Here is a 16930-nt window from a genome sequence, read left to right as displayed (position 1 = left end):
GGTCTTGATCGAATTTGAAACCTTGTTAGATTTAACTTAACAAATTTAGAGTAGATTCCGCTTGCGCAAAGTATCGATAATGGGGAAGTGCGACAACATTTTCTCAAGCGTTGAACTGACGGAAGTCATCTCATCATTCGACAATATTGACTCCAGGTCTTTATACAGCTTCTCTTCGAATTCCATGATTTGTTTTGCTTTGCCCATGCCTTTTTCCGTCAACTGCAGCCATACAAACCTTGCATCGGAAGGGTTGGCAACCTTATCGACAAGTCCGTCCTCAACCATTCGTTCGATTAACCGCGACGGGCTTCCCGTTTCACATATCAATAGGGAGCCCAAGTCTTTTAGTGAAATCGGCTGCCACTGTTCCAGCACTCGAATTACCTCTGATTGTGAAACGGTCAGCTCTATCGTTTTCATAAAATCATTTAACTGTCGTTGTCCCAGTCGCTGAGCAGCAAGAATGTAGTAGCGGAACCGCTCAGCTTCAAGATGTAAAGCTCTCATTGTGAGCCATCCTCCATTTGTTCAAGTAATAATCTGCGGGGATACAGCAGGGTCATGGTTGGCGAGCACTGCTCGACAATCGTCTCTTCTTGAGAACTCCTGAACCCAACGCAAAGAATGGATCGCTTCCTCTGACAGCGGGGTTAAGCCCGGAAGAACAAATTCTTTCCAGGAACGCTCAGCGTATCCCACATCACTGACCAGCAACACCCATCCCTCCGAGGTTTGTACCATTACGGAAAACAGCCCCTTGCTGTGGCCAGGGGTAAATACCAGGTAAAGCGAACCGTCTTGAAAAAGATCGACCCCTTTATTATAAGGTCCGAACGGGATCGTTTCCAATGCAAAGGTTTGGATGGGGACTCCATGCCACATGGAACGGATATAACCGAAATCTCGCTGCGCGGCAGTCCACTCCTGTTCACTCGTCAAGATACTCCGGGCATGCCGGACATGCTTTACACCGCTGACATGATCCGAATGAAGATGCGTAAGCAGTACATAGTCAAGCTCAGAATCCTTAACTCCGAGCGAGTCCAAGCGCTCACGAACGGATTCACCCGCTGGCAGGAGGCCCTTATACATCGCGTTTGATAACCAACCCAAATGCTTGCGTTGATCGATGCGAATTTCCTCGCTCCAGCCGGTATCTATCAATATTTTCCCTTTCGGATGCTCGATAAAATAGGCGGATACGGGGACCCATTGTTTTTTGGAGCTTGGCCGCAGTAAGCCGGTGTACGGAGCCGGGTGAAAGGTTTTTTCCCGAAATGCCAGGGCTTGATCAATATATACCGATCCGGTGTGCCAAACGTGAATATTCGTCATAGTTGATTGATTTGCCTCCAATTAGATGATGTGTCATTTAACCAATAATAGATGACGTGTCATTTAATTGCAACTATTCTTTGGGTCTCTTTGTGAAATCTGATACAATTATTGTAGAAGAAAGAGGCGGAAGTTATCTAACTCCCGCACAGAAAGGAAGAACCATGATACGATTCGGAGTCATCGGAACGAACTGGATTACAGAGCAGTTCATTCAAGCAGCGCTTGAGTCGGAGGAGTTCGCGTTATCTGCTGTTTATTCCCGTACAGAAGAGCGGGCGAAGGATTTTGCTGCTAAATACGATATCCCCAACCTTTACACGGATCTGGAAAGCATGGCCGCGAGCGACCAAGTGGATGCAGTCTACATCGCTAGCCCGAACTCTTTTCACGCCAAGCAAACGATTGTATTTTTGAACCATGGAAAGCACGTACTATGCGAGAAGCCCATCGCCTCTAATGCAGCCGAGACCAAAGCAATGATAGCCGCCTCCCAAATGAACAATGTCCTTCTGATGGAGGCATTAAAATCCACCTTGATGCCGAATTTTAGAGCCGTTGTGGATAACTTGCATAAAATTGGCACGGTACGCCGATATTTTGCGAGCTATTGCCAATACTCCTCGCGCTATGATGCTTTTAAGCAAGGGAACATCCTTAATGCGTTTAATCCTGCTTACTCCAATGGTTCCTTGATGGATCTGGGTATTTATTGCCTTTACCCGCTGGTGACGCTTTTTGGAAAGCCGAACTCTGTTCAAGCGGCGGGCGTCCTGCTGTCATCCGGAGTGGATGGCGAAGGGAGCATGGTAATGAGCTACAAAGACATGGACGCAGTTATTCAGCACTCGAAAATTTCCAACTCTTATTTGCCAGCCGAAATTCAAGGAGAGAACGGCACGATCGTGATCGATAAAATCAATCAGCCGGGAAGCGTGAGGATACATTACAAAGACGGAAGCGTTGAGGATATAACCGTGCCGCAAGTGAAGCCATCGATGCATTACGAAGTGAAGGAATTTATCGAACTAATGAAGAGCGGAAGGGTAGAGTCTACCGTAAATTCGCATGCGAATTCTTTGGCTGCCATGGAGGTAATTGATGAGACTAGACGTCAGATCGGGTTGGTTTTTGCGGCGGATTTGAAGTAATTTATTCAGTATCGGCTAATTGCAAAGCTTACATCTATTTTTGGCATTTTTAACTATCAAATAAATTTATGAGGTGCATTCAATGGATAAGTTTAAAAGGCTCGATCCGCTCATTAAAGGCTTTATCGAAAAGGGACCATCGGGTGCTGCATGTTTAGTTACTAGGCGTGGAGAAACCTTATATCAATCATGCTTTGGATATGCAGATTTAGATATGAAGAAGCCGATTGCTTTGGATACCATTTATCGCATTTATTCCATGACCAAGCTGATTACCTGCACCGCAGCATTGATGTTATTCGAACGAGGGCTATATTTGCTGAACGATCCGCTAGAGAAATACCTCCCGGAGTTTGCCAATCCGCAGGTGTATCGATATAACGAGGACGGTGAGCTGTTCACGTCTCCGGCAGCGAGCTCCATCAAGATTAAGGACTTGTTTACGATGACCTCCGGAATCAGCTATGGAGGGAATCAGACCGAGACCGAGCGCCATATCAGTAAGCTTATGCTGGAGCAACAGCAAAAAGAAGACGCAGGCGGTGAAAAATACGACAATCGGATGGTGACCAAGGTATTGGCTGGAGTGCCTTTGGCTTTCGACCCGGGCACACAATGGAAATATGGCTTGAATCACGATATCTTGGGCGCATTGATCGAGGTCTTGTCCGGCCAATCCTTTGGCCAATTCCTGAAGGATGAGATTTTTGATCCGCTCGGCATGAATGACACTTTCTTTCGAATTCCTGACGAGAAAAAAGATCGCCTATGCAGCCTATATAGTTATTCTGAAGATGGAACATTAACTAAAAATACATCCTTGGATGCGAATTACCAATTGGATGGTGTCTTTGAAAGCGGCGGCGGCGGCCTGCTGTCGACGCTTGCGGATTACGACCGATTTGCACAGATGTTTGCTCATGGCGGCGAGTTCTCCGGGGTACGAATCTTGAGCCCAAACACGATTCAGCTAATGTCCTCTAACCATCTAGGACCGCAGCAGTTGGCGGATTTTCACAAATCTCCTCATCATGCAGGTTATGGCTATGGTTTAGGTGTTCGCGTTCACATAGATCCCCCGGCATCAGGGAGCAATAGCAATCCGGGTGAGTACGGTTGGAGCGGCATGGCCGGCACTTTTGCTTTCATTGATCCGAAGGAGGAGCTGTCTGTTGTCTTTATGCAGCAGATGTGGCCGAATTTCGAATCAAATTATCAGGCGAGAATCAGGTCGGTTGTATACGGCGCATTGTAAACTTGGTTACTTATTCCTGGGATCATCCCTGGGCAAGGACCGTCAGGTGAATTTCCTGACGGTTTTTTTCTTTTGAAAAAGTTACAACACCAACACTGGAAGCATGGTTTTTTCCAAGAGTGTAGCAAACCGACCTGTGGAGCCGGAGGGTGGGTGAGTGGAGCACTTGACATGAGGTTTGAATCAGTTATATACTTTGGTTGACATGAAAGTCAATGAAAAAAAGAGGTGATGTAAGTTGCCACGCAATAAAGAGCAGAACGAAGAAATCCGATGTCAACGCAGAGACGCCATTATTCGCGGCGCATTGAAAGTATATGTGGAGAAAGGATACGCCGCGGCCGAAATCGGCGATGTGGCGGAGCAGGCAGGAGTCGCCAGAGGACTGGTCTATTACTATTTCAAAGATAAGCTCGCGCTTTTCCGGGAATTGTTTAAGTATATGTTCGACCAATCCCAAAAGCACCTTCATTCCCATTTCGACAAGGAAGATCCCGTCTGCGAGATACTAGAGAAATTTGTAAGCTCGATGTACAACAACATGCTGGAGCAGTCTGAGAGCGTTCAATTCTTTATGCGCATGCGTCATGATCTGAACGAGCTGTTTAAACCGGACGAATTGAAAAACTTGACCTGGCATTTCGAGAATATCCAGGTCATCCAAAATACGCTGACAAGAGGCATGGAGTCTGGAGAAATTCGGCGAATGGCCCCAAAACTCCTTGCAGGACAGTATTGGGGAGTGGTGATGTCCGGCATGATGTACCTAAGGCAGATGAATCAAGAGCTGCAGAATCAAGGCAAGAGCAAAGCAGAAATCGCTCAGACGATACAACAAGATATCAAGGATGCGATTGCTTGTTGTATGTCTCTTGTTGCGCCGCCTATGCAAGTTAACTCGAAAGGAGATGATGAAAATTGATCAAGTTATTCAAGTATTTAAAGCCGTATCGATGGGCGATTGGGTTGGTGCTTATCCTCATTTTCCTGCAGTCGTTATCCGAGTTGTACTTGCCGACGCTTATGGCGGACATCGTCAATAAAGGAATCGTTACGGGGGATAACGGATATATATGGCGCATAGGGGGGTTCATGCTTCTGGTATCTGTCGCAAGCGGTGTGTTTTCGATTATCACCAGCTATCATTCATCGAAGATATCCTCTGGATTCGGGAAGATTGTGCGTGGTAGAACTTTCTCGCATGTCGAGAGCTTCTCGCTGCAGGAATTCGACCGAATCGGCACGGCATCGCTAATTACTCGCACGACGAATGACATTACTCAAGTGCAGCAGGTGCTTTTGATGATGATGCGGATGATGATCTCAGCCCCGATGATGTGCATCGGAGGAACCATCATGGCGATCTCTAAAGATCCTAAGCTGTCACTTGTCATTATCAGCGTCATTCCGATACTGGCACTGGTCATCTATTTAATCGTGCGGAAAGGCATCCCATTGTTCAAGTCGATGCAAACCAAGATCGATAAGCTCAATCTAGTCCTGCGTGAGAATCTGACTGGCGTTCGCGTCATCAGAGCTTTCAATCGTACAGAGCACGAAAAGCAGCGTTTCGATGCAGCGAATCTCGATTTGACCGATACCGCGGTGAGAGCGAACAAAATCATGGCTGCACTGATGCCCATGATGATGCTGATCATGAGCCTTACGTCTGTCGCCATCATTTGGTTCGGTGGAAACCGCATCAGCACTGGAGGCATGCAAATCGGCGATTTGATGGCGTTCCTGCAATATGCGATGCAGATCATGTTTTCGCTGGTCATGGTATCGATGATGTTGGTCATGGTGCCTCGCGCCTCCGCTTCCGCGGTGCGGATCAATCAGGTTTTGGACACTGCACCCGAGATTGTCGATAGTGTAGCAGCGAAGGCGGCGACGAGGAGAGGCGGGCACATCGTTTTCGATCGTGTGACCTTCAGCTATCCGGGCGCAGAGAAGCCTGCGATCTCAAACATATCGTTTGAGGCTAAGCCTGGAGAAGTCACGGCAATCATTGGCGGTACGGGATCCGGTAAGTCGACGCTGATCAGCTTGATTCCGCGATTGTATGATATAGATAGCGGCAGCATCTATGTGGATGGCGTCGAAGTGCGAGGTATGACCCAAGAGAGTTTGCGGGCAAAAATTGGATTTGTGCCGCAGAAGGCATTACTTTTTACAGGGACGGTTCGAGAAAATATCCGCTATGGCAAAGAAGACGCCACAGACGATGAGATCCGGAAAGCGGCTGAAATTGCACAAGCCAGCTCATTCATTTTAGAGATGAAGGAGGGTTACGAGTCGATCATTGAACAAGGCGGCGCCAACCTGTCAGGCGGACAGAAGCAGCGGTTGTCCATTGCAAGGGCGCTGGTCAGAAGGCCTGAAATCTACGTTTTCGATGACAGCTTTTCGGCATTGGATTTGAAGACGGACGCGAATTTGCGCGCCGCGTTAAAGAGGGAAACGACCGAATCCACCATAATCATCGTAGCGCAAAGGGTCAGCACGGTTATGGATGCGGATCACATCATCGTTCTGAATGAAGGGGAGATTTCCGGGATTGGAACTCACCGGGAATTGATGGAAACAAGCTCGGTGTATCGGGAAATCGTATCCTCGCAAATGGCAGAGGAGGTAATCGCATGAGTGATGAACGCAAGCCTCAAGGATTTGGAGGAGGCCCGGGTGGAAATCAGGGTCGAGGCTTCATGGGTGGACCCGGTCGAGGCCCCATGGGAGGCGGCTTTGGAATGCCGATGGGCATGCCGGGACAAAAAGCCAAGAATGTCAAAAAAACATTTCGCAGGCTGCTGAGCTACTTGAAGCCTTATAGAACGCAATTGGTCACCGTACTTTTTATGGCGGTACTCAGCACCACGTTCAGCATTTTGAGCCCGAAGATTATGGGAAAGGCCACGACCAAGCTTTTTGAAGGCTTGATGGCGAAGATGAAAGGCGTACCAGGAGCCGGGATCGATTTCACGTATATTTCGAACATCATTTTCATCCTGATCGGATTGTATGTGCTCAGTTCATTATTCTCCTATGTCCAACAGTATTTGATGGCAGGAGTCGCGCAAAAGACAGTGTATGGGCTTCGAAAGGATGTCAACGAAAAGCTCACGCGTCTACCCCTTAAGTATTTTGATTCGCAAGCGCATGGAGATATTATGAGCCGTACCGTGAACGATATGGACAACATCGCAGGGACATTGCAGCAAAGCTTGACCCAGGTCATTACCTCCGTGATTACCATAATCGGGATCATCGTCATGATGCTGACAATTAGTCCCCTGCTAACCTTAATATTAGTGTTGACGCTGCCGCTGAGCTTTCTCGTCATCAAAGCGATCGCATCCCGTTCGCAGACTCATTTTATGGGGCAGCAGAAGGCTCTGGGCGAGCTTAATGGCCATGTTGAAGAAATGTACACGGGGCATAAAATTGTCAAAGCCTTTGGATATGAACGGAAGTCCGTAGGTAAGTTCGATGACGTTAACGATCGGTTGTACGAATCGGGCTGGCGAGCGCAGTTCATCAGTGGTGTGATGATGCCGCTGATGATGGTAATCAATAACATCGGCTATGTGCTTATCTGTGTTGTCGGCGGGCTGCTGGTAACGAATAGATCGATCGCAATCGGTGATATGCAAGCGTTCATTCAATATGCGCGCCAATTCTCGATGCCGATTGTCCAGACCGCGAATATCGCCAACATCATTCAGTCCACGCTGGCTTCCGCAGAGCGCGTGTTTGAGATTCTTGACGAGCAAGAGGAGATACCGGACGCTGTGGGCGGAACGGTCTTGGAAAAACCTCGCGGCGATGTTCGTTTCGAGAAAGTCAGCTTCGGTTATAAGGAAGATGTGACTTTGATCGAGAACATGAACATCGACGTGAAGCAGGGGCAAACGATTGCCATCGTCGGTCCGACTGGCGCTGGCAAAACAACGCTAGTCAACTTGTTGATGCGATTCTACGAGATCAAGGATGGAGCGATTACGATCGACGGTAAGAACATTACGGACCTGAAGCGGGGGCAGCTGCGAAACCTGTTCGGTATGGTGCTTCAGGATACGTGGCTGTTCAACGGCACGATCCGCGATAACATCGGTTACGGCCGAATGGGAGCATCAGAAGCAGAGATCATCGAAGCCGCGCAAGCTGCACAGGCCGACCACTTCATCCGCACATTGCCTGAGGGGTATGACACGGTGTTGAATGAGGAGGCGTCGAACATTTCGCAGGGTCAAAAGCAGCTTCTGACTATCGCGCGCGCTATATTGGCTGATCCGGCGATTCTTATTCTCGATGAAGCGACCAGCAGTGTTGACACTCGGACGGAAATCTACATTCAGCAAGCGATGCACAAGCTTATGCTGGGACGAACGAACTTCGTTATCGCGCACCGATTATCCACCATCAGGGATGCAGATCTGATTCTCGTCATGATGCATGGCAGTGTCGTTCAACAAGGAACGCATGAGGAGTTGTTGGCAGCTGGAGGCTTGTATGCCGAGATGTACAACAGCCAATTCTCCGAAGAGTCGGTGGCGTGACAGACTCCTGTATCTTGTTCGGTTTATGCTCCACAGAAAAGTTAGCGAGGTAATGCAATGGCCCTTATTCAGAGTTCAAGCACTTTTTCACGGACAATCAAAAATTTTAGTTATAAAAAGCTGGTGGGTGGCATTTTTAATTGGCAATTCAATCAAACCAACTTTCGCGATATTCGAGTGACCGAGCTATGAAAATCATCGTGATAGGCAGCGCAAATATGGACATGGTCGTGCAAACAAGCCGTATTCCGGAAATGGGCGAGACGATTAGGGGCAATGGTTTCTTCCTGTCGGCTGGAGGCAAGGGAGCCAATCAAGCCGTCGCTTGTGCCAAGATGGGTGCGGATACGTGGTTTTTGGCAAAAGTGGGGGACGATATCTTCGGTCAATCCCTGATGGACAGTCTTGCGGGATTCGGCGTGCACACAGATTTGATCAAGGTCGAGCCAGGGGTCAATACAGGAATTGCCGCGATCACGGTATGCGAAGGAAACAATAGCATTATTCTTGACGGCGGCGCCAACAATAAAGTAACTCCCGCATATATACAAAGCTATAGAGAGGAGCTTCTCTCTGCCAAGGCGATCATGCTGCAGCTGGAGATTCCAATTGAAACTGTATATGAAGCGATTCATTTGGTGAAAGGAAAAGTGCCTATTTTCCTCAATCCAGCCCCTGCGGTTCCAATCGAAGATGCCATTTTGCAGGGAGTGGACTATTTTACCCCGAATGAAATTGAGTGCCGACTATATACGGAGGTAGATGTTAAAAGCATCGATGATGCTTTTAACGCCCTAAACATTTTACGTGCCAAAGGAATTCGTTATCCGCTGGTTACGCTTGGCGAGAGGGGACTTGTCTATTTTAACGGGACCGATAACGTGTACAAGGAAGGCCGCAAAGTCGAGACTGTGGATACAACCGCTGCCGGGGATACGTTCTCAGGGACGCTGGCCGCGATGATCATTGCAGGCAAAACTATCGACGAAGCCGTCGACATGGCGCAGCATGCCTCATCCATAGCCGTAACGCGATTAGGCGCGCAAAGTGGAATCCCTTATCTCTCGGAGATCGTATAAAAGTAGACAGTTCGGATAGTCCGTCTTTTGGCGGGCTGTCTTTTTTTTGCCGAGTCTTTGGTACAGGCAGCAAATATGTATGATATAATCTTTTTGAAAATTACTACCTGATCTGCTTTTTTGAGAACACCAAACCACGGAGGCTAATAATGAGCGAACATAAAGGTGTTTTCGAGGAAATTGTACATAAAAACAAAACATATCCAAATAACCAACATACGTTTTCTTTGCTCCCTCAACAATACAACAGTGCCTTGTCTCAGCAACTTATGAAAGAAATAAATGAAGCTTATCGACAACTGGCCGAGAAAGACCAATATGCCCAGATTCTTGAGTTAACGAGCGAGCTTAGAAAATTGGTTAAGCAAGTAGAAGAAAATGAGCTGCAAATGCCTCTTAAGGCGATTCATTATCGCAATGACGACAAACCACTTCCGTTTTATCCAGAATTTTTCCTATCGAATCCATATTTGTTAACAAACGCTGAGAGTGATCCTTTTAATCTATTCAAAGCATTAAAATATGAGCTACAAACGGCAGAGCAAGCCAATTTCATGGTAAGTTTCATCCGCTGGTCTGGTTTGCAATTATTAATTCGAAGTATTGATGATTTCCGCAAAACTGATGAAACAAAGAGATTAAGAATTTTAACTTCAACCTATTTAAAAATCACTGAACCAAAAGCACTTCGGAGATTATTAGAAATCACAAATGTGGAGGTTAGAGTTTTTGATTCGGGAAAGGTATCTTTTCATACCAAAGCATATTTATTTGAAAGGTTCTCTGGATTACATACAGCTATTATAGGTTCTTCAAATTTGTCATATTCCGCTTTGCAAACGGGTTATGAATGGAATGTGAAGCTACCAGGTATTGAGAAAAATTCGATTTATGAGAAGGCATCTCAATCCTTTCAAAAACATTGGGAAGATGAGAAAGCCGTTCCTCTTACTGAAGCTTTTATTGAAGAATACGAGAAAGAATATAACAAAAAGCTGGTCATGCAAGTGAATCCATTTGTTATTACTCAACACGCGGATTTTGCTGAGTTGGAGGAAGACAATGCGCAGACGGAAACGAAGCCTATCGAACCGAATCAAATGCAGCAAAATGCTCTAGATGCATTGAAGCAAACTCGAATGAATGGTCATAAAAAAGGTGTTGTAATTGCCGCCACTGGAACAGGAAAGACGTATTTGTCGGCGTTTGATGTGAGAGATTTTGATGCTAAGCGAATGTTGTTTTTAGCACATCGGGATGAAATTCTGGAAAGCTCAAAAAAGACTTTTGAGAATGTATTTGGCAGCGGACTGGAAAGCGGAAAGCTGACAGGGATTTCAAAAGAAGGAGATAAGCCTTATTTATTCAGCACGATTCAGACCCTGTCGCGGGATGAAGTGTTGAGTAGTTATCCCACGGATTATTTTGATTATATCGTTGTAGACGAGTTTCACCATGCTGAAGCTTCCACGTATAGAAAAGTCATTGATTATTTTAACCCGAAATTTCTATTAGGACTAACAGCCACTCCTGATCGTATGGATGGGAGAGATGTATTGACAATATGTGATAATAATGTAGTTTATGAAATTCGTTTGAGAGAAGCATTGCGTGAAAAATTGCTAACTCCTTTTCGCTATTTTGGGTTAAGTGATCCTACTGTGGACTATACCGAAGTCGAAACTCAAAATAATGGTCAATTTGTTGAGGATGAACTGGTTCGTGCCTTGAATACACATGAACGGGTCGATTATATTATCCAAATGATTCATAAGTTTGGGTACGATGGAAGCATCATGAGGGCTCTATGCTTTTGCGCCTCGATTAATCACGCTAAGTATATGTCTGAGGAATTTAACAAGCGGGGGTTTGTGACAGGTTGTCTTACTGGGGATGATAAACCAGAAAGAAGACAGGAGCTTATCTCGAGATTGGAAGATGATTCAGATCCCTTGCAGATTATTTTTACGGTTAATATTTTTAATGAAGGCGTGGATATTCCGAAGCTGAATGTAGTTTTATTCTTAAGACCAACTGAATCTGCGACTATATTCATCCAACAACTCGGACGTGGTTTACGAAAAGTTCCAGGAAAAGCATTTGTTACTGTTCTAGATTTTATTGGTAATTATCATAAATCGTTTATAGTTCCCCTCGCACTTACTGGGCAACACAATCATAAAGCTTTTGATCGGGATTCTCTTAGAATTGCTATTGAAACAGAATTTGCGGACTTACCCGATGGATGTTTTGTTGATCTGGAAGAGGTGTCCAGACAACAAATTTTAAATAAAATCGAGAGTCTTAGGATGGACCGTAATTTACTCTTGATGGACTTATATAATCAATTCAAGAAAGAGATTGGTCGCTCTCCTGAGATTAATGATTTCTTATATTTTGAGGGTGCACCTAGCTTTCATTTCTTCATAAACAAGTATGGGTCATGGATTGAGACTAAGCGTAAAATGAGTGATTTGAACGAGTTTGATGAAGAAGTTTTGTTAGATGCACGGAAGCTACAAATGATTCAACGTCTCGAGAGTTTGATGCCAATTAAATGGCCGTACGAGTGCTCCATAATATCGATTATGCTGCAAAAAGATCGAGTATCGGTCGATGATGTAGTTTCAGATTTAATATACCGTTTTGCAATTCCAATTTCAGTAGATGCTCATAAAGGAAAAATTGAAAAAGGGATGCAAAAACTTGCAACCTCTATCAGTAAACACGATTGGAACTGGGGTCAATATAAAGAAGGTATCTTTGTTATTTCAGATGAAGCTAAGTTTATGTTCCTGGATGGATCATTCAAATCTTACATAAAAGATCGAATCGAGTATGGATTAGCCGAATTTAGGAGGATATATCGACCGAATGTGTTCTTTTCGGCAGAAAAAAGTGTTGTTTTGTATCAGAATTATACAAGGAATGATCTTATTTATTTGTTTGAATCTGAGGCAAAAGAGGGTTCGTGGCGTGAAGGGGTAAGCAGGGTTGGAGAACACTATTTATTATTCATTAACCTGAATAAAGGTGAAAAAGTTGCTGATCATTTGCTCTATCATGATTATTTTGAAGATCAGCAGCATTTTCATTGGCAAAGTCAAAATGATACCTCTCACGAATCTGGGAGAGGGCAAGAATATATTTTTCATAAAGAAAAAGGCATTCACATTCATCTATTTATTCGGAAATTTTCAGAAATGCATGGTGCTGTTTTACCTTTTACTTATTTAGGTGAAATTAATTATGTGAGCAGCCACGGAGATAAGCCAATGAATATTCGTTGGAAGCTGGTTAATCCTATTCCTGATTCGTTATATTCGGACCTAGTTCGCTAGAGAATAGTACGCTTGAGTGCTTCAATTGTTGGTAGATCGGCGGGTGCCCATTCCAATGTATGTAATGAATTCATTGGTAACCAGATGAGTTTCTCATGTTCATTTGCGGTTGGTGTCCCCTCTACGACTCGAGAGAGATATGTAATCAACCTTACTATTATTGTTGGGTATTCATGAGTTGCATCTGCCACGAGCTCTCCCACCTCAATGGTACAGTTTAACTCTTCCTTGATCTCTCGAATGAGGCATGTTTCAGGTGTTTCATTTTCTTCGATCTTACCTCCCGGGAATTCCCACAATCCAGGCAAAGACATCTTTTGAGAGCGAAGTGCACATAGCACTTCGTTTTTTTCGTTTAATATAACAGCGCCAACAACGTCTACTTTTTTCATTCAGAAGCTCCTTAAATTGTTTAGGATTAGTATAACTTAATATAAAAAGATGTACACGGATTAGTAACTAAAATAATCTTATGTGATTGAATGCAGAAAAATATGAAGCTAATCTCTCTCATAATATCAGCTCAGGCGAAATGCTGCTTGGGCTGTTTTTATCTGTAATATTCTCTTGACAACCTTTTCTTGGCTAGCACACAATGAAAAAGCGGGTTTACCCAATAGGAGAGAAGGCACTACATCATGTTTAGCAAATGGAAGTTGGCTTATCCCAAGGAAATGTGGATTTTGGCGATCGCAGCGGTGATAAGCTCTACGGGCTCCTCCTTTCTTTGGCCTTTGAATACGATCTATATGACTCAAGAGCTGGGACGGTCCATTTCCATATCGGCATTAGTATTAATGGGTTATGCAGGATCCGGTGTTCTGGGAAGCCTTCTTGGCGGTTATCTTCATGATCGGATTGGCGGGAAAATCACGGTTCTCATAGGGACCTTCATGTCCTGCTTGTGTCTTTTGGGTTTAGCGTCATTTCGGGAATGGATTCCATATATTATAATAATGGCGCTTCTTGGCTTCAGTAACGGTATTTATTTCCCTGCGCTTTATGCGCTCGTTAAGGGAATCTGGCCGGAAGGAGGCCGAAAAGGGTTTAATCTTCTGTACATTTCTCAAAATCTTGGGGTAGCCCTAGGCTCGGCGATGGGCGGTATTGTCGCTCAAAAAACCTCTTTTTCCGTTGTATTTATTGTAAATGCCCTGGCCTTTGTGATCTTTTTTATCATTATTGCCATTGGCATATCGAAGCAAGCGAGAGATACGTTACTGGAATCTTCCGATGAAACCGCTGCGACGGCTGTTCAATCAAATGGAGCCCCTATTTATTTGGCCAAAAGCACATTCCCTTCCTTGATGATTCTTTGCTTCGGTTTTATGTTCTGCTTGGTGATTTACGTACAATGGACGGTTATCATTCCGACTTACATGAAGCAATTGGGGTTGTCGATCTCATCATACAGCCTTTTATGGACGATTAATGGTGTTCTCATTCTGATCGGATCCCCGCTTATCGCATTATTAACCCGGCGCACTTTATCCACGTTAAAATCCCAGATGGTGACAGGTGTCATATTTTTTATGATTTGTCTGGTGACCCTAAACTTAAGCTCATCTTATGCAGGCTTTATGATCGGCATGATGGTGATTACTTGCGGAGAAATTTTCCTTTGGCCGGTAGTTCCAACAGCGGCATCCGAGCTCGCACCTCCAGGGAAAAATGGGATATATCAAGGTATGGTCAACGGATTTTCCACATTTGGCAGAATGATAGGACCCTTGGTAGGCGGGCTGCTTTTTGAAAATTACAACTTCCATGTACTGGTTATTGTACTCATGCTGATTTGTTGTATGGGGCTGATATGCTTTCTGATTTATGACCGGGGTAAGCTTAGAGCCGTTTAACTGGATGGGGTGAAGCGAAGGTGAATAGAATTCCTGCTCGAAAAAGTGAAAAGTGGCTGATTTGGACATTTACTTATTGGCTGCTCTTAACGGTGCTGCTGGAGATTAACCGATTCGTTGTGTTGGGTCAAACCTTTGATTCGGCGATTGCCCTGCGTTTTGTGATGTTGGCGTTTATTTTGTCTCTTGTGGTGAACGGTTTCGGATGGCTCGGCGCCCGCTGGGTATGGCTGATTACCACGATTGCACTGGTCCTCGGCTTAATGCTGATGTTCATCTATGTGACCAAGGACCTGACAGGCTGGCAAGACTTAATCAGTTTACTTGTATTCGGTGAAGCCGTTGTAATTGGGTTCGTGGCAGGTTTATTGGTGGAAGCTATTGTATGGATTAAGAACTCAAGGCGAAAACAAGTGTAGAAATGCACCTGGAAAGTCATCTCTCCGGGGTGGCTTTTTTGAGTTGTTCAATAAGCGGAAACGCCGAGCTTGTTGATGATTGCCTCGATAAAGAAAGGGACATCCTCAGTTGAGCGCGAGGTGATCAGGTTTTTGTCAACAACCACCGATTTATCGACGAATCGGCCCCCTGCTTTTTCAATGTCAGAAGTCAGATCTGAATGAGCTGTCAGGCTTCGCGCTTCAACCAGCCTGCCTTTGATAAGTAATTCAGGCCCGTGGCTTATAGCGGCGATCGTGCTGCCTGCTTTATCCATTTTCCGAACCAAATTAAGGATCTTCTCGTTATCGATGAGATGTGATGGCGACTTGCCTCCAGGTATGATCACAGCATCATAATCGTCCGCAACTGCTTCGTCTACAGACAAGTGAGAGGTAAACTTCATTCCATTTGTGCCAGTTAGATTTTCGCGTTTACCAAGACTGATAATAACCGCTTCATTGCCATTTTTGGTAATGGCATCATACGTATTACTCATTTCGGCATCTATAAAATCATTCGCCAACAAAAAAGCTACTTTTTTCGGTTGTTCTGCCATATCGTCCACTACCTTTCGGATTATATAAAAGTATGTGCCTAGTTGTCAGGCCGCTATCTTTTATTACCCTTCAAGAGAGACTGTAAACACTATGGTAAATTTTTGTGATTGTTCACGTTTTCGATCCATAACAAGTGGAATAACCGTTCGCAAAATTAACTCAAATACCTGGCGGTTCCGTTTCGGTAAGGGCCAACTGCTTGCCTGTAACGGCGTCTAAATACACAATCATCATATTGCCATAAGGCCGATGAGTTAAGGATACTCTCCAAATGGCTCGATTTCCCGGCAAGGAATACTCAAAGTTATGGACCATAATCAGCTCCGCTGTCCAGCCTTCATCAGCAGTTGGAGCCATTCTTTTTGCCTCCAGGAAGGCAGCCTCTTTGGAGATGTAAGGATACGGAGCGGGACTTTTTCCAACCATTCTATAATTTGCGGCTTCTATATGAAGATTTACACGGGCATATTTCCTGAAATCACCTGTTCCTACCGCTTCAAACTGCTGAAGGGATTCCCCAAATTTAGAGCCGAGCAGGGGAACTTCTCCGATTTTTTCAGATTTATCATTGTAAAAGGTGAGACTCGCACCGATCATATTTTCGTTTATTCCAGTACCCGCTATTCTTATTTGCCCCGTCACTTTGGTATTCGAGCCTTCTTTAACGAGGATTAAATTGCCAACGGAAACAGTTGAGTAATCAGGATCGGTCACAGTCAAGGCTTCATTTTTCACAAAAATCTGCCTTGTTTCTGCTTCATAACCGACGGTTGCGCCGATCTGCTCAGCTATAAAACGAATGGGCACATAGGCATGGCCCTGATAATTGAGGACTGTATATTCTTCCCCGGGATCAACAGCTTTTCCGTTAAACTCAAATTTGGCTGGAAACAGCAAAGCCTGGATGGAATCCGCGGCAAAAGCAGCGCTTGATAATGAGATCAAAACCCCAATGGATAAACCGGCAATAAATTTTTTCATAAATGAAGACCTCCGCTCGAATTGGAAAATATTTACTTACCCTATAGACGCGGTAACAGCCAATTTGTTTCACTATACTTGCATCCCTTGCGTAACTTGCATATAATTATGGATAATTACATAGCAAGCAAATGCGTGGACGGAGAAGAGTAAGCAGTGCCTCTTTACAGGGAGGGGAAGCCGCAGATTGAGAGCGACCCCAAAGAATAGGCTGCCGAAGTTCGCTCCCGAGCAGTCCTTTGAACAAGCAGCCATAACCGGCAGGCTTCAGTAGAGGGAACCGGACACAAGATCCGTTATGTTCAATGAAGTGAGATTCGATTGCAGGATCTAACAAGGGTGGTACCACGGCTTTTTCGTCCCTTACCGGGA

14 protein-coding genes are annotated in these 16930 nt (G+C 45.0%); 9 read left to right on the top strand and 5 right to left on the bottom strand.

The genetic code is table 11. The annotated features are described in order from the left end of the window. Positions 1–45: 45 nt before the first annotated feature. A complete protein-coding gene (locus BLV33_RS12300) occupies positions 46–510 on the bottom strand; it encodes a MarR family winged helix-turn-helix transcriptional regulator (RefSeq protein ID WP_090791541.1) in 465 nt (154 codons plus the stop codon). 21 nt (positions 511–531) lie between these two features. Continuing rightward, positions 532–1338, bottom strand: a complete 807-nt coding sequence (locus tag BLV33_RS12295; RefSeq protein WP_090791538.1) for an N-acyl homoserine lactonase family protein — start codon at positions 1336–1338, stop codon at positions 532–534. Positions 1339–1502: 164 nt separating this feature from the next. Between BLV33_RS12295 and BLV33_RS12290 the strand changes: the two genes are divergently transcribed. The 7 genes from BLV33_RS12290 to BLV33_RS12260 all read left to right on the top strand — a co-directional run bounded on the left by BLV33_RS12290 (position 1503) and on the right by BLV33_RS12260 (position 12723). Continuing rightward, positions 1503–2489 (top strand): Gfo/Idh/MocA family protein, encoded by a 987-nt coding sequence (locus BLV33_RS12290; protein WP_090791536.1) that lies wholly within the window; start codon positions 1503–1505, stop codon positions 2487–2489. A gap of 82 nt (positions 2490–2571) precedes the next feature. Further along, complete coding sequence (locus BLV33_RS12285) at positions 2572–3744, top strand: serine hydrolase domain-containing protein (RefSeq protein ID WP_090791533.1); 1173 nt, start codon at positions 2572–2574, stop codon at positions 3742–3744. Positions 3745–3982: 238 nt separating this feature from the next. Further along, the gene (locus BLV33_RS12280; protein WP_090791528.1) at positions 3983–4666 is read left to right on the top strand and encodes a TetR/AcrR family transcriptional regulator; all 684 of its coding nucleotides are present in this window, start codon (positions 3983–3985) and stop codon (positions 4664–4666) included. Continuing rightward, positions 4663–6390 carry an ABC transporter ATP-binding protein gene (locus BLV33_RS12275; protein ID WP_090791524.1) on the top strand — a complete coding sequence of 576 codons (1728 nt, stop codon included), beginning with the start codon at positions 4663–4665 and terminating at the stop codon, positions 6388–6390. Before BLV33_RS12280 ends, BLV33_RS12275 begins: the two co-directional genes overlap by 4 nt. A gap of 62 nt (positions 6391–6452) precedes the next feature. Then, a complete protein-coding gene (locus BLV33_RS12270; protein ID WP_253187232.1) occupies positions 6453–8303 on the top strand; it encodes an ABC transporter ATP-binding protein in 1851 nt (616 codons plus the stop codon). 140 nt (positions 8304–8443) lie between these two features. Further along, positions 8444–9382, top strand: coding sequence for a ribokinase (gene rbsK / locus BLV33_RS12265; RefSeq protein WP_139305732.1), 939 nt, complete (start codon positions 8444–8446; stop codon positions 9380–9382). 149 nt (positions 9383–9531) lie between these two features. After that, positions 9532–12723 carry a DUF3427 domain-containing protein gene (locus tag BLV33_RS12260; protein ID WP_090791513.1) on the top strand — a complete coding sequence of 1064 codons (3192 nt, stop codon included), beginning with the start codon at positions 9532–9534 and terminating at the stop codon, positions 12721–12723. Here the strand turns inward: BLV33_RS12260 and BLV33_RS12255 are convergent. Continuing rightward, positions 12720–13115, bottom strand: a complete 396-nt coding sequence (locus BLV33_RS12255; protein ID WP_090791510.1) for a (deoxy)nucleoside triphosphate pyrophosphohydrolase — start codon at positions 13113–13115, stop codon at positions 12720–12722. The two genes, BLV33_RS12260 and BLV33_RS12255, sit on opposite strands and share 4 nt — an antisense overlap. A gap of 246 nt (positions 13116–13361) precedes the next feature. Between BLV33_RS12255 and BLV33_RS12250 the strand changes: the two genes are divergently transcribed. Both BLV33_RS12250 and BLV33_RS12245 read left to right on the top strand, forming a co-directional pair. After that, positions 13362–14579, top strand: coding sequence for an MDR family MFS transporter (locus BLV33_RS12250; RefSeq protein WP_090791506.1), 1218 nt, complete (start codon positions 13362–13364; stop codon positions 14577–14579). Positions 14580–14599: 20 nt separating this feature from the next. Then, positions 14600–14998, top strand: a complete 399-nt coding sequence (locus tag BLV33_RS12245) for a hypothetical protein (protein WP_090791503.1) — start codon at positions 14600–14602, stop codon at positions 14996–14998. Between the two features lie 47 nt (positions 14999–15045). Here BLV33_RS12245 and BLV33_RS12240 read toward each other — a convergent pair whose 3' ends face one another. Together BLV33_RS12240 and BLV33_RS12235 are read right to left on the bottom strand one after the other, a co-directional pair. Continuing rightward, positions 15046–15576 (bottom strand): DJ-1/PfpI family protein, encoded by a 531-nt coding sequence (locus BLV33_RS12240; protein ID WP_090791499.1) that lies wholly within the window; start codon positions 15574–15576, stop codon positions 15046–15048. Between the two features lie 160 nt (positions 15577–15736). Further along, on the bottom strand, positions 15737–16558 hold the full coding sequence (locus tag BLV33_RS12235; RefSeq protein ID WP_090791495.1) for a stalk domain-containing protein: 822 nt from the start codon (positions 16556–16558) through the stop codon (positions 15737–15739). Positions 16559–16930 lie beyond the last annotated feature (372 nt).

Source organism: Paenibacillus sp. GP183 (assembly GCF_900104695.1).
Lineage (GTDB): Bacteria > Bacillota > Bacilli > Paenibacillales > NBRC-103111 > Paenibacillus_AI.
The sequence above is the reverse complement of the archived record's forward strand: the minus strand, read 5'-3'. Positions and strand labels throughout refer to the sequence as shown.

What these genes read in the sequence shown, in the direction of transcription:
- BLV33_RS12300 (WP_090791541.1), bottom strand. Translation starts at nt 510, where the DNA reads ATGAGAGCTTTACATCTTGAAGCTGAGCGGTTCCGCTACTACATTCTT.
- BLV33_RS12295 (WP_090791538.1), bottom strand. Translation starts at nt 1,338, where the DNA reads ATGACGAATATTCACGTTTGGCACACCGGATCGGTATATATTGATCAA.
- BLV33_RS12290 (WP_090791536.1), top strand. Translation starts at nt 1,503, where the DNA reads ATGATACGATTCGGAGTCATCGGAACGAACTGGATTACAGAGCAGTTC.
- BLV33_RS12285 (WP_090791533.1), top strand. Translation starts at nt 2,572, where the DNA reads ATGGATAAGTTTAAAAGGCTCGATCCGCTCATTAAAGGCTTTATCGAA.
- BLV33_RS12270 (WP_253187232.1), top strand. Translation starts at nt 6,453, where the DNA reads ATGGGTGGACCCGGTCGAGGCCCCATGGGAGGCGGCTTTGGAATGCCG.
- BLV33_RS12260 (WP_090791513.1), top strand. Translation starts at nt 9,532, where the DNA reads ATGAGCGAACATAAAGGTGTTTTCGAGGAAATTGTACATAAAAACAAA.
- BLV33_RS12255 (WP_090791510.1), bottom strand. Translation starts at nt 13,115, where the DNA reads ATGAAAAAAGTAGACGTTGTTGGCGCTGTTATATTAAACGAAAAAAAC.
- BLV33_RS12250 (WP_090791506.1), top strand. Translation starts at nt 13,362, where the DNA reads ATGTTTAGCAAATGGAAGTTGGCTTATCCCAAGGAAATGTGGATTTTG.
- BLV33_RS12240 (WP_090791499.1), bottom strand. Translation starts at nt 15,576, where the DNA reads ATGGCAGAACAACCGAAAAAAGTAGCTTTTTTGTTGGCGAATGATTTT.
- BLV33_RS12235 (WP_090791495.1), bottom strand. Translation starts at nt 16,558, where the DNA reads ATGAAAAAATTTATTGCCGGTTTATCCATTGGGGTTTTGATCTCATTA.